Source organism: Pseudomonas sp. AKS31 (assembly GCF_023634765.1).
GTDB lineage: Bacteria > Pseudomonadota > Gammaproteobacteria > Pseudomonadales > Pseudomonadaceae > Aquipseudomonas.
Genome location: NZ_JAMLFX010000012.1, coordinates 51,628 through 69,778, shown reverse-complemented (window position 1 = coordinate 69,778; position 18,151 = coordinate 51,628). Strand labels below are relative to the sequence as shown.

At 57.3% G+C, this 18,151-nt stretch carries 23 protein-coding genes and 1 tRNA gene; 17 read left to right on the top strand and 7 right to left on the bottom strand.

The features are described 5' to 3' along the window. Positions 1 to 4: 4 nt before the first annotated feature. From rbsK to M9827_RS22920, 3 genes are read left to right on the top strand one after another with little or no spacing between them, the layout of a single operon-like run. Positions 5 to 922 (top strand): ribokinase, encoded by a 918-nt coding sequence (gene rbsK, locus M9827_RS22930; RefSeq protein ID WP_250607254.1) that lies wholly within the window; start codon positions 5 to 7, stop codon positions 920 to 922. Then, positions 919 to 1,323 (top strand): D-ribose pyranase, encoded by a 405-nt coding sequence (gene rbsD, locus M9827_RS22925; protein WP_250607253.1) that lies wholly within the window; start codon positions 919 to 921, stop codon positions 1,321 to 1,323. Before rbsK ends, rbsD begins: the two co-directional genes overlap by 4 nt. A 32-nt stretch (positions 1,324 to 1,355) precedes the next feature. Next, complete coding sequence (locus tag M9827_RS22920) at positions 1,356 to 2,384, top strand: nucleoside hydrolase (RefSeq protein ID WP_250607252.1); 1,029 nt, start codon at positions 1,356 to 1,358, stop codon at positions 2,382 to 2,384. Positions 2,385 to 2,417: 33 nt separating this feature from the next. Here M9827_RS22920 and M9827_RS22915 read toward each other — a convergent pair whose 3' ends face one another. Continuing rightward, positions 2,418 to 2,630 (bottom strand): hypothetical protein, encoded by a 213-nt coding sequence (locus tag M9827_RS22915; RefSeq protein ID WP_250607251.1) that lies wholly within the window; start codon positions 2,628 to 2,630, stop codon positions 2,418 to 2,420. A gap of 131 nt (positions 2,631 to 2,761) precedes the next feature. On the opposite strand from M9827_RS22915, the gene M9827_RS22910 reads away from it, so the two are divergent. Further along, complete coding sequence (locus tag M9827_RS22910; protein WP_123448678.1) at positions 2,762 to 3,067, top strand: hypothetical protein; 306 nt, start codon at positions 2,762 to 2,764, stop codon at positions 3,065 to 3,067. A 169-nt stretch (positions 3,068 to 3,236) separates the two neighbouring features. After that, positions 3,237 to 3,554 (top strand): I78 family peptidase inhibitor, encoded by a 318-nt coding sequence (locus M9827_RS22905; RefSeq protein ID WP_250607250.1) that lies wholly within the window; start codon positions 3,237 to 3,239, stop codon positions 3,552 to 3,554. Positions 3,555 to 3,626: 72 nt separating this feature from the next. Here M9827_RS22905 and M9827_RS22900 read toward each other — a convergent pair whose 3' ends face one another. Continuing rightward, the gene (locus M9827_RS22900) at positions 3,627 to 3,839 is read right to left on the bottom strand and encodes a cold-shock protein (protein ID WP_003179963.1); all 213 of its coding nucleotides are present in this window, start codon (positions 3,837 to 3,839) and stop codon (positions 3,627 to 3,629) included. 288 nt (positions 3,840 to 4,127) lie between these two features. Next, the gene (locus tag M9827_RS22895) at positions 4,128 to 4,430 is read right to left on the bottom strand and encodes a hypothetical protein (RefSeq protein ID WP_122843586.1); all 303 of its coding nucleotides are present in this window, start codon (positions 4,428 to 4,430) and stop codon (positions 4,128 to 4,130) included. Positions 4,431 to 4,801: 371 nt separating this feature from the next. Here M9827_RS22895 and thrS point away from each other — a divergent pair, with 371 nt between their 5' ends. The 9 genes from thrS to M9827_RS22850 all read left to right on the top strand — a co-directional run bounded on the left by thrS (position 4,802) and on the right by M9827_RS22850 (position 12,254). After that, positions 4,802 to 6,724 carry a threonine--tRNA ligase gene (gene thrS, locus M9827_RS22890; RefSeq protein WP_007913488.1) on the top strand — a complete coding sequence of 641 codons (1,923 nt, stop codon included), beginning with the start codon at positions 4,802 to 4,804 and terminating at the stop codon, positions 6,722 to 6,724. Continuing rightward, the gene (gene infC / locus M9827_RS22885; protein WP_170929410.1) at positions 6,724 to 7,275 is read left to right on the top strand and encodes a translation initiation factor IF-3; all 552 of its coding nucleotides are present in this window, start codon (positions 6,724 to 6,726) and stop codon (positions 7,273 to 7,275) included. The genes thrS and infC overlap by 1 nt, the downstream gene beginning before the upstream one ends. Positions 7,276 to 7,335: 60 nt before the next feature. Next, on the top strand, positions 7,336 to 7,530 hold the full coding sequence (gene rpmI, locus M9827_RS22880) for a 50S ribosomal protein L35 (RefSeq protein ID WP_002553160.1): 195 nt from the start codon (positions 7,336 to 7,338) through the stop codon (positions 7,528 to 7,530). Positions 7,531 to 7,558: 28 nt separating this feature from the next. After that, positions 7,559 to 7,915, top strand: a complete 357-nt coding sequence (rplT, locus tag M9827_RS22875) for a 50S ribosomal protein L20 (RefSeq protein WP_002553161.1) — start codon at positions 7,559 to 7,561, stop codon at positions 7,913 to 7,915. 109 nt (positions 7,916 to 8,024) lie between these two features. Then, positions 8,025 to 9,041 (top strand): phenylalanine--tRNA ligase subunit alpha, encoded by a 1,017-nt coding sequence (pheS, locus tag M9827_RS22870; protein ID WP_003226365.1) that lies wholly within the window; start codon positions 8,025 to 8,027, stop codon positions 9,039 to 9,041. A gap of 26 nt (positions 9,042 to 9,067) precedes the next feature. Beyond that, positions 9,068 to 11,446, top strand: a complete 2,379-nt coding sequence (gene pheT, locus M9827_RS22865; protein ID WP_250607249.1) for a phenylalanine--tRNA ligase subunit beta — start codon at positions 9,068 to 9,070, stop codon at positions 11,444 to 11,446. 3 nt (positions 11,447 to 11,449) lie between these two features. Next, entirely contained in the window at positions 11,450 to 11,752 is a 303-nt protein-coding gene (ihfA, locus tag M9827_RS22860) for an integration host factor subunit alpha (protein ID WP_002553164.1), read from the top strand. Continuing rightward, positions 11,733 to 12,089 carry a MerR family transcriptional regulator gene (locus M9827_RS22855; RefSeq protein ID WP_003179985.1) on the top strand — a complete coding sequence of 119 codons (357 nt, stop codon included), beginning with the start codon at positions 11,733 to 11,735 and terminating at the stop codon, positions 12,087 to 12,089. The genes ihfA and M9827_RS22855 overlap by 20 nt, the downstream gene beginning before the upstream one ends. An 88-nt stretch (positions 12,090 to 12,177) precedes the next feature. Next, positions 12,178 to 12,254 (top strand) — tRNA-Pro (locus tag M9827_RS22850). Between the two features lie 6 nt (positions 12,255 to 12,260). On the opposite strand, the gene M9827_RS22845 is transcribed toward M9827_RS22850, so the two are convergent. The 4 genes from M9827_RS22845 to rtcR all read right to left on the bottom strand — a co-directional run bounded on the left by M9827_RS22845 (position 12,261) and on the right by rtcR (position 14,860). Further along, positions 12,261 to 12,452 (bottom strand): hypothetical protein, encoded by a 192-nt coding sequence (locus tag M9827_RS22845; RefSeq protein WP_250607248.1) that lies wholly within the window; start codon positions 12,450 to 12,452, stop codon positions 12,261 to 12,263. Further along, complete coding sequence (locus tag M9827_RS22840) at positions 12,439 to 12,837, bottom strand: hypothetical protein (RefSeq protein WP_250607247.1); 399 nt, start codon at positions 12,835 to 12,837, stop codon at positions 12,439 to 12,441. The genes M9827_RS22845 and M9827_RS22840 overlap by 14 nt, the downstream gene beginning before the upstream one ends. A gap of 44 nt (positions 12,838 to 12,881) precedes the next feature. Next, positions 12,882 to 13,151, bottom strand: a complete 270-nt coding sequence (locus tag M9827_RS22835) for a hypothetical protein (protein WP_250607246.1) — start codon at positions 13,149 to 13,151, stop codon at positions 12,882 to 12,884. Between the two features lie 110 nt (positions 13,152 to 13,261). Then, positions 13,262 to 14,860 carry an RNA repair transcriptional activator RtcR gene (rtcR, locus tag M9827_RS22830; protein ID WP_250607245.1) on the bottom strand — a complete coding sequence of 533 codons (1,599 nt, stop codon included), beginning with the start codon at positions 14,858 to 14,860 and terminating at the stop codon, positions 13,262 to 13,264. A gap of 246 nt (positions 14,861 to 15,106) precedes the next feature. Between rtcR and M9827_RS22825 the strand changes: the two genes are divergently transcribed. The 3 genes from M9827_RS22825 to rtcA form a co-directional block, all read left to right on the top strand. Further along, the gene (locus M9827_RS22825; protein ID WP_250607244.1) at positions 15,107 to 16,333 is read left to right on the top strand and encodes an RtcB family protein; all 1,227 of its coding nucleotides are present in this window, start codon (positions 15,107 to 15,109) and stop codon (positions 16,331 to 16,333) included. A 13-nt stretch (positions 16,334 to 16,346) separates the two neighbouring features. After that, a complete protein-coding gene (locus M9827_RS22820; protein WP_250607243.1) occupies positions 16,347 to 17,135 on the top strand; it encodes a nucleotidyltransferase domain-containing protein in 789 nt (262 codons plus the stop codon). Between the two features lie 8 nt (positions 17,136 to 17,143). Then, positions 17,144 to 18,151 (top strand): RNA 3'-terminal phosphate cyclase (gene rtcA, locus M9827_RS22815; protein WP_250607242.1); only part of this gene is annotated, 1,008 nt, incomplete at its 3' end.

The following is an 18,151-nucleotide window of genomic DNA, read 5'->3' as shown; positions in this document are numbered from 1 at the left end:
ATGTATGCCAGCAAATGTAGTGGTAATAGGCAGCCTGAACATGGATCTGGTGACCCGGGCGCCGCGGCTGCCCGTAGGCGGTGAAACGCTGATCGGACATTCATTTGCCACGGTTTCCGGCGGCAAGGGTGCCAATCAGGCAGTGGCCGCAGCGCGATTGGGCGCACAGGTGGCGATGGTCGGTTGCGTTGGCAACGACGACTATGGCGTGCAATTGCGCGAGGCCCTGCTGGCCGAGCAGATCGATTGCCTGGCTGTGAGCGCGGTCGATGATTCCAGTGGTGTGGCGTTGATCGTGGTCGATGACAACAGTCAGAACGCCATCGTCATCGTCGCCGGTGCCAACGGTGCAATGACGCCCGCAGTGATCGACCGGTTTGATGCAGTGCTGCAAGCCGCCGACGTGATCATTTGCCAGCTCGAAATTCCGGATGCCACGGTGGGGCATGCGCTTAAACGTGCACGTGCGCTGGGTAAAGTCGTCATCCTTAATCCGGCACCGGCCAGTCGTCCCCTTCCGGCGGACTGGTTTGCCGCGATCGACTACCTGATCCCCAACGAAAGCGAAGCGGCGGTGTTGAGCGGGTTGCCGGTGGACTCGCAGGAGACGGCAGAAAGCGCAGCCAGCCAGCTGATCGCCATGGGCGCGGGCAAAGTCATCATTACCCTCGGTGCTCAAGGCTCGCTGTTCGCCAATGGCCAACGCTTCGAGCATTTCCCGGCGCCGAAAGTGAAGGCTGTCGACACGACAGCGGCAGGCGACACCTTCGTCGGTGGTTTCGCCGCTGCACTGGCCAATGGCAAGTCCGAGGCCGACGCAATTCGTTTCGGGCAGATCGCCGCCGCCTTGTCGGTAACCCGTGCCGGCGCGCAACCCTCCATTCCAACCCTATCCGACGTACAGGCTTTTAAACCCGCATGAAAAAGACTCCTCTGCTCAACGTCGCATTGTCGCGGCTGATTGCTTCTTTGGGCCACGGCGATATGGTGGTCATTGGTGATGCCGGACTGCCGGTGCCGCCGGGTGTCGAGCTGATTGATCTGGCGCTGACCCACGGTGTGCCGGACTTCATCAGCACCCTGAAAGTCGTCCTCAGCGAGATGCAGGTGGAAAGCCATGCACTGGCCAAAGAAATCTTCGACAAGCAACCGACCGCGCTGAACACGCTGGAGCAGTTGAATGAAGAGGGCGCTCTGGGCCGGCGCGATCTGCTCAGTCATGAGCAATTCAAGGTTCTCAGCCGACAGGCTCGGGCGATTGTTCGTACAGGTGAATGCCAGCCTTACTGCAATATCGTCCTGGTCGCCGGGGTTACGTTCTGATTTTTTGATTCCACATGCACAAGGAATGCGCCATGCAACGCTATGCTCAGAAACTGCATCAACTCATCCGGAGCTTTTTGCTTTTGTCCGTCATCACTGCCACCGGCGCCCAGGCGGCGGAGAAAATCGACCTGATCATCGACACCGACCCGGGGGCTGACGATGTCGTCGCCTTGCTGTTCGCCCTGGCCTCGCCGGACGAGCTGAACATCCGTGCGCTGACCACCGTGGCCGGCAACGTGCGCCTCGACAAGACTTCGCGCAATGCACGACTGGCGCGCGAGTGGGCAGGGCGCGAAGATGTACCGGTCTACGCTGGTGCGCCGAAGCCGCTGATGCGCACGCCGATCTACGCCGAGAACATCCATGGCAAGGAAGGTCTGTCGGGTGTCACCGTGCACGAACCGAAAAAGGGTCTGGCTGAAGGCAATGCGGTCAACTACCTGATCGATACCCTGAAAAAAGCCAAGCCGCACAGCATCACGATCGCCATGCTCGGTCCGCAGACCAACCTGGCGCTGGCGCTGATCCAAGAGCCTGAAATCGTTCAGGGCATCAAGGAAGTGGTGATCATGGGCGGTGCGCACTTCAACGGTGGCAACATCACCCCGGTGGCTGAATTCAACCTGTTCGCCGATCCGCAAGCGGCTGAAGTGGTTCTGAAGAGCGGCGTGAAGCTGACGTACCTGCCGCTGGACGTCACCCACAAGATCCTCACCAGTGATGCACGCCTGAAACAGATCGCTGCGCTGAACAACAACGCGAGCAAGATTGTCGGCGACATTCTCAACGAGTACATCAAAGGCGATATGGAGCACTACGGTATTCCGGGTGGCCCGGTGCATGACGCTACCGTTGTGGCCTATCTGCTCAAGCCGGAACTGTTCACCGGTCGTTCGGTGAATGTCGTGGTGGATAGCCGTGAAGGACCGACTTTCGGTCAGACCATCGTCGACTGGTACGACGGCCTGAAGGCGCCGAAAAACGCCTTCTGGGTGGAAAACGGCGACGCGCAAGGCTTCTTTGATCTGTTGACCGAGCGTCTGAAGCGCTTGAAGTAAGGCCAAAGCCCGCAGATGCCAGTCTGCGGGTTTTTATTCCCTCTCGGTATCCAGCGTGGCCTTGTGGTCGTGCTGATACCGCTCGAACACCTGTGCGATAAACGTTTGTGCGCCTTGTGTTCCCATCGTTTTGACCAGCAAATCGATGCTGATCAATGCCAGCTCCTCCGAACTGCCCGGGCTATACGAACTGTGCCCCTTCGGCCACAGGACCTTGATGTCGGCGGTGATGCTTACGGTGCTCATGAGTGCGCTCGAAAAGTCAGGAATGTCTGAGAGCGAGTTAACCATTTTGCCGGGCGTTTGGCACTGCGACTTAGGCATGAGCGCTGCGCTATGCGACACTTGGTCTTTCAAGGTTTTCCAAGGATTGTGCTGTGCAGATCGATTTGAACACCCCTGACGGCCTCACGCTCGACGCAGTGCGCCAAATGCTCGCTTCTGCCAGTGATGACGAACACACGCAGTTGCGCGTGACCAAGGGCGGTATTGCTTACATTTCTTCAGGCGTAACCGGCGGGCAGGATATTGATGGTTTGCTGTTTCGCCTGGAAACCTGGGCCAAGGGTTCGGGCTACGTGGGCAATGTCGCAGCCAGCGATGAAGTGTGGGTGATGCAGATTTTCAACGCGCTGAAGGACAACTGGCCGAATCCGCCGTATGACTACATCGACGTCTACTGAGCGCCGTTCATATTCAGTCACGATTGATCGATGAAGTGCTGCGTGCGACTGAGGCACACTCGGCTTTTTTCCGATCGTGGGGCAGGGGGATGGCCCTGGCCGTGAAACCAAACAGCGGAATGACGGTCGCACGATCTCAGCTTAACCATTTTGAAAACAAGGAGGCTTCATGCCTTTGAAGTTCGCGACACTGGGTGCACTTTTGGCCGCTGCCATGTTGGCCGGTTGCAGCACGACCTCCAGCGAGTCGGCAAAGGAATCTGCGGCAACCGAAGCCGGTCACAGCCGCTGTGAAGCATCGGCGGCGGCGTTCGCCATCGGCAAGAAAGCGTCGCCAGAGCTACTTGAGCAGGCGCGCGCCAAAGCCGGGGCGCAAAATGCCCGTTTCCTCAAGCCGAACGACATGATCACGCTCGAGTACCGTTCCGATCGCTTGAACCTGAACACTGACAACAACCTGGTAATCACTCGCGTCAACTGCGGCTGATTACGCACCACGTTTGTTGCAGGCATAAAAAACCCCGTCACATGGACGGGGTTTTTTTAGTGCGCCGGGAAATTACTCTGGGCGAACCTGTGCAGCTTGCATACCCTTTTGGCCTTTCTCAGCCACGAAGGAAACGGTCTGGCCTTCTTTCAGGCTTTTGAAACCGTCGCTTTCGATAGCTTTGAAGTGTACGAACAGGTCGTCACCGCCACCTTGAGGAGTGATGAAGCCGAAGCCTTTTTCATCGTTGAACCACTTAACGGTGCCGGTTTGGCGATTAGACATGGTGTATCTCCAAGAAACATATATTTTTCAGTACTGTGCTGCTCAGGCCAACTGGGCACACCCGGGTATCATAGTCGAAATGTTCGCTTTGGGAGCCCCCCGGACGTGCTGTTTGCCAATCAGTCGTGTTTTCTTTGCTGTCTGTTTTCGCTGAAAGCCCCGGTTTAAAAGGCTTTGAGCAGAAAGTAAAGACAATAAAAAAACCTGTAAAACCTGCATAAATCGTCTGAAAAGACGCAAATTCAGCCTGTTTCAGGGGCGCTGAGCCGAATCAGAAGGCTTTTCCAATCACTTTTTCGCCGGTGTATTCGCCTTGCATTTGGCGATCTGTCCGAGCGCTTTCTGCTGCAGTTCAGGGGTGGCTTTGTTGTCCATCAGGGACTGAATGTCGGCTGCAGGATAGGACTTGATGGCATCAGCGCCGCAAGCGCAGTGCGATTTGGCCGCAGCAGCACCAATTTGCGGAGTCGCCGCCTGGGTGCACTGTGCCATGTACTTCTCGCGCTCGCCCTTCGGCCAGTCGGCGTGGGCGCTCAGTGGCAGCAGCATGACGATAGGGGCGACTACGGCGAACAGGGTATTCAGACGCATGCGAGGATGCTCCTTGTGGGTCAATGTCTTGTTATCTGAGGGCTGAAAGGCCAATCAAGTTCAGCACTCTGGCATAAAAACAGACGATTTGCCTTCTGATCAAACAGAGGCATAAGTGACCGCTCATCTGTGCTAGCATGCCGGGCTCAAGCGTTCTCAGGCTTCGGATGACCTTCAGTCCCGGCAGCGGTCAACGTGCGAATATTTCGATTTGAATCCCAGTCACTCTGGTTCGGTTTTCCGGTTGGCCGCAAGGCTCCTGCCGCTGTAAGGCAGGCGTTCGTCATTGAATGGCCTGGATCGGATCTTGTACTGGCTCATCCCAACCCACGTGACCTTTGGTAGGGGTCACCACTAGGAGAGGAGGCGCCATGCCAACTATTACTCTTCCCGACGGCAGTCAACGTTCATTCGATCACCCGGTTTCCGTAGCCGAGGTCGCCGCATCCATTGGTGCTGGTCTGGCCAAAGCCACACTGGCCGGCAAGGTCAATGGCCAACTGGTCGACGCCAGCGACATCATCAGCAGCGACGCGACCCTGCAAATCATCACGCCTAAGGATGAAGAGGGGCTGGAGATCATTCGCCACTCTTGCGCTCACCTGGTTGGCCATGCGGTCAAGCAGCTGTACCCGACTGCGAAGATGGTCATCGGTCCGGTCATCGACGAAGGCTTCTATTACGACATCGCCTTCGAACGTCCTTTCACTCCGGACGACATGGCTGCGATCGAGCAGCGCATGCAGCAGTTGATCGAGAAAGATTACGACGTCATCAAGAAAGTCACTCCGCGCGCCGAAGTGATCGAAGTGTTCAAGGCCCGTGGCGAAGACTACAAGTTGCGCCTGGTCGAGGACATGCCGAACGAACAGGCCATGGGTCTGTACTATCACGAAGAATACGTCGACATGTGCCGCGGCCCGCACGTGCCGAACACACGTTTCCTGAAATCCTTCAAGCTGACCAAGCTGTCCGGTGCCTACTGGCGCGGCGACGCCAAGAACGAGCAATTGCAGCGCGTTTACGGCACTGCTTGGGCAGACAAGAAGCAGCTGGCGGCTTACATCCAGCGCATCGAAGAAGCTGAAAAACGCGATCACCGCAAGATCGGCAAGCGTCTGGGCCTGTTCCACACTCAGGAAGAATCCCCGGGCATGGTGTTCTGGCACCCGAACGGCTGGACTCTGTACCAGGTGCTCGAGCAGTACATGCGCAAGATTCAGCGCGACAACGGCTACCTCGAAATCAAGACGCCGCAAGTCGTTGACCGCAGCCTCTGGGAGAAATCCGGGCACTGGGCCAACTACGCCGACAACATGTTCACCACTCAGTCGGAAAACCGCGACTACGCCATCAAGCCGATGAACTGCCCGTGCCACGTGCAGGTGTTCAACCAGGGCCTGAAGAGCTACCGCGAGCTGCCGATGCGTCTGGCCGAGTTCGGTGCCTGCCACCGCAACGAGCCGTCGGGTGCGCTGCACGGCATCATGCGTGTACGTGCGTTCACTCAGGACGATGCCCACATCTTCTGCACCGAAGAACAGATGCAGGCCGAGTCCGCCGCGTTCATCAAGCTGACCATGGACGTTTATCGTGACTTCGGCTTTACCGATGTCGAGATGAAGCTGTCCACTCGTCCGGAAAAACGCGTCGGTTCCGACGAGCTGTGGGATCGCGCTGAAGCCGCATTGGCTGCAGCCCTTGATTCTGCGGGCCTGCCGTACGATCTGCAGCCGGGCGAGGGTGCTTTCTACGGTCCGAAAATCGAATTCTCGCTGAAAGATTGCCTCGGTCGCGTCTGGCAATGTGGTACCTTGCAGCTCGATTTTAACCTGCCTGTCCGTTTGGGCGCTGAATACGTCTCCGAAGACAACAGCCGCAAACACCCAGTGATGTTGCACCGTGCGATCCTCGGTTCCTTCGAGCGTTTCGTCGGGATTCTGATCGAGCACTACGAAGGTGCGTTCCCTGCGTGGCTCGCGCCAACCCAGGCGGTGATCATGAATATCACTGATAAACAGGCAGATTTTGTTGCAGAAGTAGAAAAAACTCTCAACGAAAGCGGATTTCGTGCCAAGTCCGACTTGAGAAATGAAAAGATCGGCTTTAAAATCCGCGAGCATACTTTGCTCAAGGTTCCCTATCTTTTGGTTATCGGAGATAAGGAAGTCGAGATGCAGACTGTCGCTGTGCGTACTCGTGAAGGTGCTGACCTGGGCTCGATGCCCGTCGCCCAGTTCGCTGAGTTTCTCGCGCAAGCGGTTTCCCGGCGTGGTCGCCCAGATTCGGAGTAATTATTATTAAGCGTGAAATGAGACAAGATAAACGAGCTGCACCGAAAGCCCCGATCAACGAGAATATCTCGGCACGCGAGGTTCGGTTAATTGGCGCTGATGGCGAGCAGATTGGCATCGTCTCGATTGATGAAGCGCTTCGTATTGCTGAAGAAGCAAAGCTTGATCTGGTAGAAATCTCCGCAGACGCAGTCCCACCGGTTTGCCGTGTGATGGACTACGGCAAATCGATCTTCGAAAAGAAGAAGCAGATTGCCGCGGCGAAGAAAAACCAGAAGCAGATTCAGGTAAAAGAAATCAAGTTTCGTCCAGGGACGGAGGAAGGGGATTACCAGGTAAAACTGCGCAACCTGGTACGTTTCCTGAGTGATGGGGACAGGGCCAAGGTATCCTTGCGATTCCGCGGCCGTGAGATGGCCCACCAGGAGCTGGGGATGGAACTCCTCAAGCGGGTTGAAGCTGACCTGCTCGAGTACGGTTCGGTCGAACAGCATCCTAAGATGGAAGGACGCCAACTGATCATGGTCATCGCCCCGAAAAAGAAGAAGTAATCAACAGGGCACGGCAGGCCTTCTGATTATGTTTATCAACTGAATGCGGAGTATCCGAACATGCCAAAAATGAAAACCAAAAGTGGTGCTGCTAAGCGGTTTCTGAAAACTGCTAACGGTATCAAGCACAAGCACGCTTTCAAGAGCCACATCCTGACTAAAATGTCGACCAAGCGTAAGCGTCAACTGCGCGGTAGCAGCTTGCTGCATCCGTCTGACGTGGCAAAAGTCGAGCGCATGCTGCGCCTTCGTTAATTTTAGTCAAGAATAGAGGAAGTAACTCATGGCTCGTGTAAAGCGTGGCGTCATTGCCCGTAAACGTCACAAAAAAATTCTGAAACTTGCTAAAGGCTACTATGGCGCACGCTCCCGCGTATTCCGTGTTGCCAAGCAAGCGGTAATCAAGGCAGGCCAATACGCCTACCGTGACCGTCGTCAGAAAAAACGTCAGTTCCGCGCTCTGTGGATCGCTCGTATCAACGCTGGTGCTCGTGTTAACGGTCTGTCCTACAGCCGTTTCATCGCTGGTCTGAAAAAAGCGTCCATCGAGATCGACCGTAAGGTTCTGGCTGATCTGGCAGTGAACGAAAAAGCGGCGTTTGCTGCGATTGTCGAGAAAGCTAAAGCCACCTTGGCTTAAGTACCCCCGACAGTCACCCGGCCTCACCTCTGTGGGGCCAGGTGTTAAACGTCATAAATAGGGGAAGAGCCTTCAAGCTCTTCCCCTATTTTGTATCTGGAGTCTGTACATGGAAAACCTGGATGCGCTGGTCTCTCAAGCACTAGAGGCTGTGCAAAGCGCTGAAGATATCAATGCCCTGGAGCAAATCCGGGTTCAATACCTTGGCAAAAAGGGTGAATTGACTCAGGTGATGAAGACCCTGGGGAATTTGCCGGCAGAAGAGCGCCCGCAAGTCGGTGCGCTGATCAACGTTGCCAAGGAACGTGTTACAGGCGTTCTCAATGCGCGCATGGCTCTGTTTGAAGAAGCTGAACTGGCTGCCAAACTGTCCGCCGAATCCATTGACGTGACATTGCCGGGCCGTGGCCAGACCTCTGGTGGTCTGCATCCGGTGACCCGGACTCTGGAGCGTGTTGAACAGTTCTTCACCCGCATCGGCTACGGCATTGCCGAAGGCCCTGAGGTCGAAGACGATTATCACAACTTTGAAGCGCTCAACATCCCAGGCCATCACCCGGCCCGGTCGATGCATGACACCTTCTACTTCAATGCCAACATGTTGCTGCGCACCCATACCTCGCCGGTACAGGTCCGCACCATGGAATCGAAACAGCCGCCGATCCGCATCGTCTGCCCAGGCCGCGTGTATCGCAGCGACTCCGATATCACCCACTCGCCGATGTTCCACCAGGTCGAAGGCCTGCTGGTGGATCGCGACATCAATTTTGCCGATCTCAAAGGCACCATCGAAGAGTTCCTGCGGGTGTTCTTCGAGAAAGAGCTGGCCGTACGTTTCCGTCCTTCGTACTTCCCGTTCACCGAGCCATCCGCCGAAGTCGACATGGAATGTGTGATGTGCAGCGGTAAAGGCTGCCGCGTCTGCAAGCAGACCGGCTGGCTGGAAGTGATGGGGTGCGGCATGGTTCACCCGAACGTGCTGCGCATGTCCGGCATTGATCCGGAAGAATTCTCCGGTTTTGCTTTCGGCATGGGTGTCGAGCGTCTGGCCATGCTCCGTTACGGCGTGAACGACTTGCGTCTGTTCTTCGACAACGACTTGCGGTTCCTCGCGCAATTTCGCTAGTCGTAACGAATTCTTAGGAGAGCAGGATGAAATTCAGTGAACAATGGCTGCGTGGCTGGGTTAGCCCGCAGGTAAATCGCGACGAACTGGTTGCTCGTCTGTCGATGGCGGGCCTTGAGGTCGATAGCGTGACCCCGGCCGCCGGTGTATTCAGCGGCGTGGTGGTGGGCGAGGTGCTGAGCACCGAGCAACACCCGGACGCCGACAAGCTGCGTGTGTGCCAGGTCAGCAATGGCGCGGAAACTTTCCAGGTCGTGTGCGGTGCGCCGAATGTGCGTCCGGGCCTGAAGATTCCGTTCGCCATGATCGGCGCTGAGCTGCCGGGCGACTTCAAGATCAAGAAAGCCAAGCTGCGTGGCGTTGAGTCCAACGGAATGCTCTGCTCGCAAGCTGAGCTGCAGGTCGGTGAAGGCAACGACGGTCTGATGGAGCTGCCGGCCGATGCGCCGGTGGGCGAAGATTTGCGCGTGTATCTGGATCTGGAAGACGCCAGCATCGAGGTCGATCTGACTCCGAACCGTGGCGATTGCCTGTCCCTGGCCGGTCTGGCCCGCGAAGTCGGCGCGCTGTACGCCGCTCCTGTGACTCGCCCGGTGGTGCCAGCCGTTCCTGCCGTGCACGACGAAGTGCGTTCGGTAGAAGTGCTGGCCCCAGCGGCATGCCCGCGTTACCTGGGCCGCGTTATCCGTAACGTTGACCTGTCCAAGCCGACGCCGCTGTGGATGGTGGAGCGTCTGCGTCGCGCCGACGTGCGCAGCATCGACGCTGCTGTAGACATCACCAACTACGTGATGCTCGAATTGGGTCAGCCGCTACACGCCTTCGATCTCGCCGAAATCAATGGCGGAATTCGTGTGCGCATGGCGGAAGAGGGCGAGAAGCTCGTACTGCTCGACGGTCAGGAAGTCAGCCTGCGTAGCGATACGCTGGTGATCGCTGACCATACCCGCGCGCTGGCGATTGCCGGTGTCATGGGTGGCGAGCACAGCGGTGTGTCCGCAACCACTCGCGACGTATTTCTGGAAAGCGCTTTCTTTGACCAGATTGCTGTTGCTGGCAAGGCGCGTTCTTACGGCCTGCACACTGACGCTTCGCACCGCTACGAGCGTGGCGTTGACTGGCAACTGGCCCGTGAAGCCATGGAGCGCGCCACTGGCCTGCTGCTGGACATCACTGGCGGCGAAGCCGGTCCGATCATCGAGACCGTCAGCGAACAGCACTTGCCGTCGATCGCACCAATTACTCTTCGTTCCCAGCGCATCACCCAGATGCTCGGTATGGAAATGGATTCGGTCCAGGTTGAGCGTTTGCTCGGTGGCCTGGGTCTGGGCATTACTTCCGACGGCGAAGGCCAGTGGCGCGTAGAAGTGCCAAGCCATCGCTTCGACATCAGCCTGGAAGTTGACCTGATCGAAGAGCTGGCACGTCTGTACGGCTACAACCGTCTGCCGGTTCGTTACCCGCAAGCGCGTCTGGCGCCGCAAGCCAAGGCTGAAGCGCGTAGCGATCTGCCGGAACTGCGCCGTCTGCTGGTAGCCCGTGGTTATCAGGAAGCGATTACTTACAGCTTCATCGATCCGCGTCAGTTCGAACTGTTCAACCCGGGCGTCGAGCCGCTGTTGCTGGCTAACCCGATTTCCAATGACATGGCTGCCATGCGTTCGTCGCTGTGGCCAGGTCTGGTGAAGGCGTTGCAGCACAACCTCAACCGTCAGCAGGATCGCGTGCGTCTGTTCGAAAGCGGTCTGCGCTTCGTCGGTCAGCTCGAAGGCCTGAAGCAAGAGCCGATGCTGTCCGGTGTGGTTTGCGGTAGCCGCCTGCCGGAAGGATGGGCGCAAGGCCGCGACACGGTTGATTTCTTCGACGTCAAAGCCGACGTGGAAGCGGTGCTGGGCTTCGCCGGTGCGCTGGACTCGTTCACCTTTGCTCCGGGCAAACACCCGGCGTTGCACCCGGGTCAAACCGCGCGCATCGAGCGCGAAGGTCGCGAAGTCGGCTTCATCGGCGCCATTCACCCTGAATTGTCGAAAGCCTTGGGTCTGGATCGTCCGGTCTTCGTTTTCGAGCTGGTTCTGGCTGAAGTGGCACTCGGTAAAATGCCGAAATTCCACGAGTTGTCGCGCTTTCCTGAAGTGCGTCGTGACCTTGCACTGATTGCGCACAAAGACGTCGCCGCCGCGGCTGTACTGGACGTAATCCGTGAAAATGCAGGTGAATGGCTCACAGATCTCAGGCTGTTTGACGTGTATCAGGGTAAAGGCATTGATCCTGATAGAAAAAGCCTTGCAGTTGGCTTGACCTGGCAGCATCCATCGCGCACTCTTAATGACGATGAGGTGAATTCGACGACGCAAAATATCCTCACCTCGCTCGAACAAAGGTTGAACGCCACGTTAAGGAAGTGACGTATGGGGGCTTTGACGAAAGCTGAGATGGCGGAACGTCTGTATGAAGAGCTGGGCCTGAACAAGCGGGAAGCCAAGGAATTGGTAGAACTGTTTTTCGAGGAAATCAGGCACGCTCTTGAAGACAACGAGCAGGTCAAATTGTCCGGTTTCGGCAATTTCGACCTTCGGGACAAACGCCAGCGGCCTGGCCGCAACCCTAAAACGGGGGAAGAAATCCCGATCACGGCTCGCCGTGTGGTCACCTTTCGTCCAGGGCAGAAGTTGAAGGCCCGAGTTGAGGCTTATGCTGGAACCAAGTCATAACGACGAACTACCCGTCATCCCGGGCAAACGCTACTTCACCATTGGTGAAGTCAGCGAGCTGTGTGCCGTAAAGCCACACGTGCTGCGTTACTGGGAGCAGGAGTTTCCTCAACTCAACCCCGTCAAACGCCGCGGAAACCGCCGGTATTATCAGCGCCAGGACGTGCTGATGATCCGGCAGATCCGCGCGCTCCTTTATGATCAGGGTTTCACCATCGGCGGCGCGCGCTTGCGTCTGTCCGGCGATGAAGCCAAAGACGACACGACTCAGTACAAGCAAATGATTCGGCAGATGATCGCCGAGTTGGAAGACGTACTGGTGGTTCTCAAGAAATAAAAAGCAGCGTTTGAATACTTCCAGTTTTCAAACGCTTGCGCTATATTCTTGAGCGTTCTTCGAGGTGAAGAACGGTTGCAACACCAGTCGGGGCGTAGCGCAGTCCGGTAGCGCACTAGCATGGGGTGCTAGGGGTCGAGTGTTCGAATCACTCCGTCCCGACCATATAATTCAATGACTTAGCCCAATCTGAAAAGATTGGGCTTTTTCATGCGCAGTGATTTTTTCAGGCATTTTTTTGCTCGGCGGGAGTGGATGCCTTGTTAAATCAATTCGGCCCTGTTTAATCGCTGGATCTTCAAAAACCCGCTTCGGCGGGTTTTTGCTGTCTATAGAAAGGCATTCCCGGTCAGCTTCTTCCACTCGCCGTTTTCTGCGCAGAATCGATGCAAAGCGAATAAAAGGTTTTCTGAAAGTCAGCCACCACCTTTTCTTGCTTCTTCGTGTCCGACTCTCGTGGCATGTCGTAGGCCTGCCCGATCAGCGCTTTATATAAACTGCCCACATATTCGCTTTCCTTGCCTGCGTTATCGGCCAATTCCAGAACGGAGGAGAGGGGCACGCCTCCTTGTCTGGCTTTCATGATGGCTTTGGCCGAATTTTCGACTCGTTGGCACTCTTCCAGATATTCGCTGGGCAAGGTGGCGCTGTGTGCTGCAAAGCTGAAAGTGAGCAGTATTGCCGTTGTCGCCAGAAACCGATTGAGCATGGCACGCCATCCCTGAATGTTGGCCGGGAACGTTAGCATTCATGGCTCGGCGCTACCATCTGTTCATCGGCCAAAACGGCGGTTCACTGGCTGGGTTTTTTGACATCTGCAGAATCGCTTGAGCTGGCTGCATCCTTCTGTGTTTCGTGTGCCTCGGCTCCGGAATTCGATCCTGATGCCTCTTCACCTTTCTTGTCAGCTTTGTCTTCTTTTGACTCGGATCCGCCCTGATTTACACCGGGCATCACAGTCGGAGGCGCTGAAGAGCCACCTGTTTTTTCAGCTGCGAGGGAAAACAGTGGGCAAAGCGAAACCAGGCTGGCCAATCCGATTGCAATCATTCGCTTGTTCATGACGTTGTCTTCCGAGTCGGTGGATGTACTGCATTGGAAGAACTCACCGGGCGAAGGTGCGGCGCATCAGACCAGCGGCATCCCTGGCCCATTTGGGGCAAGAACGGTGGCTACGGCGCCAACTGGCTCCATTCAATCCCGAACCGGCCCAGATACTTGCGCAAACGGTCCGCATCATTCGGTTGCGCCTTGGCCTGGCGCGAGATGCCGAACAAGCGGCGACCGGCATCCGACAGGCTGTCTGCTTGCCGGCAGACCTCAAGTACTGCGCGCAACTGCAAGCGGTCAAACAGATCCATGCTTTGTGCATCTCCTGGCAAATCTTCCGGGCTGTTACCCGTTTGGGTCAGGCCCCAGGCATAACGCAATCGCTCAATCTCTTCCTGCACCTGCGCCTCATCAATCCTCCCGTTGTCCGCCAATGTCGCCATGCGCGTGATCGACGCAGACAATTCGCGGAAATTACCCAGCCACGCTGCTTCGCGAGAACTGGCGAAGGCCAGATAGAGCCGGCGGGCTTCAAGGTTGAAGCGTACCAATTGCCCATGCTCGCGGGCATGGCGCTGCAACTCGAAATCGATATTCGGCTCGATATCCTCGCGGCGGCCGGCGAGTCCGGGAAGGTCGAACGTCCAGAGGTTGATGCGTGCGTACAAGTCTTCGCGAAACAAGCCGTCAGCGACACGGCTGCGCAGGTCGCGATGGGTGCCGGCGATGATCAGGAAGTCGCTTTCCACCTCCTTGTCCGAACCCAGTGGAAAGAAGCGTTTCTCTTCAATCGCTTTGAGTAGCATCGCCTGCTCGTCGGCGCCCAGTTCGCCGATTTCATCGAGAAACAGCATGCCGCCATCCGCCGCGCGCAGCAGGCCGTCGCGGGCATTCTGTGCACCGGTGAAGGCGCCTTTGCTGTGGCCGAACAAGGTCGACATCGCACCGTCGCCACGCAGGGTGGCGCAGTTGACTTCGACAAAGCGTCCCTGCATCTGATGGCGGTTGCGTTTGAGTTCGTAGATGCGTCGGGCCAGAAAGGATTTTCCGGCGCCGGTCGGGCCGATCAGCAGCATGGGGGCTTTTGAACGCACCGCAACGCGTTCGATCTGCTCGATGGAGCGGTTGAACGCGGCATTGCGTGTGGCGATGCCGGACTTCAGAAATGCCAGGCCTTCGAGGCGTTTGTTGGCAAAGCGTGAGGCGATGCGATCATATCGCGACAGGTCGAGGTCGATCAGGGCGTGGGTGCCACAGGCGTGCTCGTCTTCGCTCTTGCGCCTGGCGGGGGAGGTCTGGATCAGGCGAGCGGGCAAGTAGCGCGCCTCGGTCAACAGGAACCAGCAGATCTGCGCGACGTGGGTGCCGGTGGTGATGTGGACGAGGTAGTCCTCGTGTTCGGTGTCGAACGCGTAGGCAGTGGTGAAATCGTGCAGTGCGCCGTAGACCTCTTCAAAATCCCATGGGTTGCGCAACGCCATCGAGTGCAGGCGCACTTCGGTTTCCGGTGAAACCTGCTGGATGTCGGCGCGCACCCGCTCGGCGAGACTGACGTCGCGGGCGTCGATGCCGTGAATCAGCTCAAGCCGATTGATCAGAACATCCGGCTGCTGGCAGAGGCCCACGCTCGGGCGCCAATGGCTCCAGCGATTGGCGCCTTTACCGACGCGATCAAGAGTGGCGCCGATAAACCCGATGGCGACGGTACGTTTATTTTGCATGCTTATCTCAAAAGATAAAAAACGATAACCAATGATAATTTTTCTACACAGGGTTTGTCGCCCAATCAAATGATTAAAAAGCCTTTTAAAGAATAAAAACCATTTAAAACAAAGAGATATGAAATTTTTTCGGGAAAATTAAAAACCTGGCACAGCCGCTGCAATGTCTATCGCAACGAACAGGTCAAACCAGCGAGAAGCCAGGATGGCCAAGTCAAATCTCTCAATATGCAGTCGAATAAAGACATGAAAGAACACACTTACCAACTGCTCGAAGTCGCCAACGGCAAACCGATCAAACTGTGGACCGAAGGTGTGCCCGTGGAAAACGAGGCCCGCGAGCAGTTGATGAACACCGCAAAAATGCCGTTCATTTTCAAACATCTGGCGGTCATGCCGGACGTGCACTTGGGCAAAGGTTCGACCATCGGCAGCGTCATTCCCACGGTCGGTGCGATCATTCCGGCGGCGGTCGGCGTCGACATCGGTTGCGGCATGATCGCCGCGCGCACGTCACTGACGGCTGCCGATCTGCCGGACAACCTGCACGGGCTGCGCAGCGCTATCGAGCAAGCGGTGCCGCATGGCCGCAGTTCGAACCGTTCGCGGCGCGACAAGGGCGCCTGGGATGAAATCCCGCAGCAAGCCGATCAGGCCTGGGCGGGGCTGCAGCCACGGTTCAAATTGATCACCGACAAGTACCCGAAACTGGCCAACACCAACAACCGCGGGCACCTCGGTACGCTCGGCAGCGGCAACCACTTCATCGAAGTGTGCCTGGATGAAGCCAACCGGGTCTGGTTCATGTTGCACAGTGGTTCGCGTGGCGTCGGCAATGCCATCGGCAACCTGTTCATCCAGATGGCTCAGGCGGATATGCGTCAGCACATCGCCAACCTGCCGGATCGTGACCTGGCCTACTTCGAAGAGGGCAGTCAGCACTTTGATGACTATGTGGAAGCGGTGGGTTGGGCGCAGGACTTCGCCAAACAGAACCGCGAGCTGATGATGCGCGCAGTGATTCAGGCGACACGGCAGATTATCCGCAAGCCGTTTGAAGTGGCGCTGGAAGCGGTCAACTGCCACCACAACTACGTGCAGAAAGAGCGGCATTTCGGTGAAGAGGTACTGGTCACCCGCAAAGGTGCGGTGTCGGCGAAGAAGGGCGAACTGGGGATTATTCCAGGCTCGATGGGCGCCAAGAGTTTCATTGTCCGCGGCCTGGGTAACGAAGAGTCCTTCAGTTCCTGCAGCCACGGCGCCGGCCGCACCATGAGCCGCACCAAGGCCAAGAATATGTTCACTGTCGAGGATCAGATTCGCGCCACGGCCCATGTGGAGTGCCGCAAAGACGAAGCGGTGATCGACGAGATTCCGATGGCCTACAAGGACATCGACAAAGTCATGCACGCCCAGCGTGAGCTGGTGGAAGTGCTGCACACCTTGCGTCAGGTGGTGTGCGTCAAAGGATAAAGGAAAGCAAATCGTGGAATTCGAAGAGCGTCACCCGCTGTGCAACACGATGCGCGCGCGGGTACTGGAAGAGCTGGCACGCATAGAGCGTGAACGCAATGTCACGGTGTTGTATGCCTGTGAGTCCGGCAGTCGGGCCTGGGGTTTTGCCTCGACCGACAGCGATTACGACGTACGGTTTGTGTATGTGGAAAAGCCCGATTGGTTCGTTCAGGTCGATGCGCCGCGTGATGTGATCGAGCGTCCGCTGGACGATGAACTTGATGTCAGTGGTTGGGAGCTGCGCAAGACCCTCGGATTGTTGCGCAAATCCAATCCGACCTTGCTGGAGTGGCTCGACTCGCCGCTGGTTTATCGCAGTGAAACCGCGCAGGTGGCACAACTGCGCGAACTCGCCGAAGCGTTCTACAGCCCGCCAGCGGCGCGCAATCACTATCTGTCGATGGCAAAGAAGAACTTTCGCGGTTACCTGCAAGGGGAAACTGTGCGTTTGAAGAAGTACTTCTACGTGCTGCGACCATTGTTAGCCGTGCGCTGGATCGATCAGGGACGAGGCCGGCCACCGATGACGTTCGCCGACCTCCTGACCACGGTCGATGATCGCGCGTTGCTCGATGAAGTCGACGAGCTGCTCGCCCTTAAACGCAATGCCGATGAGAGCGCCTACGGGCCGCGTCGACCGGCGTTGCACGGGTTCATCGCGGCCGAACTCGAGCGCGAAGTGCCCACATTACCCAGAACTCAGGAAGACTCGCGACGGCTGGATCAGTACCTCAGGGATACCGTCGGGCTATACGCGTAAGGAATGCAATGAAACAGGAAGTGATAGAACTGGACGGTGCCATTGGTGGCGGCCAGGTGTTGCGCAGCGCCTTGAGCTTGTCGATGGTGACGGGCCGGGCGTTTCGCATTAAACAGATTCGTGCCAGGCGCAGCCGTCCGGGACTGCTGCGCCAACACTTGACCGCGGTGATGGCGGCGGCCGAAGTGTGTGGTGCAACGGTCTGCGGCGCTCATTTGGGTTCGCAAGCCTTGAGCTTCGAACCCGGCGCGATTCGCGCCGGCGACTTTCAATTCGCCATCGGCACGGCCGGCAGCTGCACGCTGGTGTTACAGACATTGTTGCCGGCACTGTTACGGGCACCGCAGGCGAGTCGAGTGCGGATTTCCGGTGGCACGCATAACCCGCTGGCGCCGCCGGCCGATTTTCTATCGCGCAGTTGGCTGCCGCTGTTGCGACGCATGGGGGCTAACGTTGAGCTGGACTTGGTGCGCCATGGTTTTGTCCCGGCCGGCGGTGGCGAGATTGCGGTGAATGTGCACCCGGCGAACCTGACGCGACTCGACCTGTGTGACCGTGGCGAAGCGATTTCACAGAGCGCGTCGGCACTGACCGCCGGGCTTGGACCTACGGTCGCCCAGCGTGAGCTGAACCAGGTGGCCAAGCGATTGAGTCTGCCGGCTGCGGCGCTGCACCCTGTGATGCTCGATCCAGCCCGCGGGCCAGGCAATGTGTTGCTGCTGGAGTACGTCTTCGAACACGTCACCGAGGTGTTCAGCGCATTTGGTCAAGTGTCATTGCGCGCAGAGAAGGTTGCCGATGCAGCGATTAATCAAGCCGCCGACTGGTTACGCAGTGGTGCTGCGGTAGCCGAGCACCTTGCCGATCAGTTGCTGTTGCCAATGGCGCTGGCTGGTGGTGGCTCGTTTACCACGCCGCGCATGACCGAGCATCTGCACAGCAATATTGCGGTGATCGAGCTGTTTTTGCCGGTTCGTATTGATTGCCGCGAGGAGGGTGCCGATCGACTGCGCGTT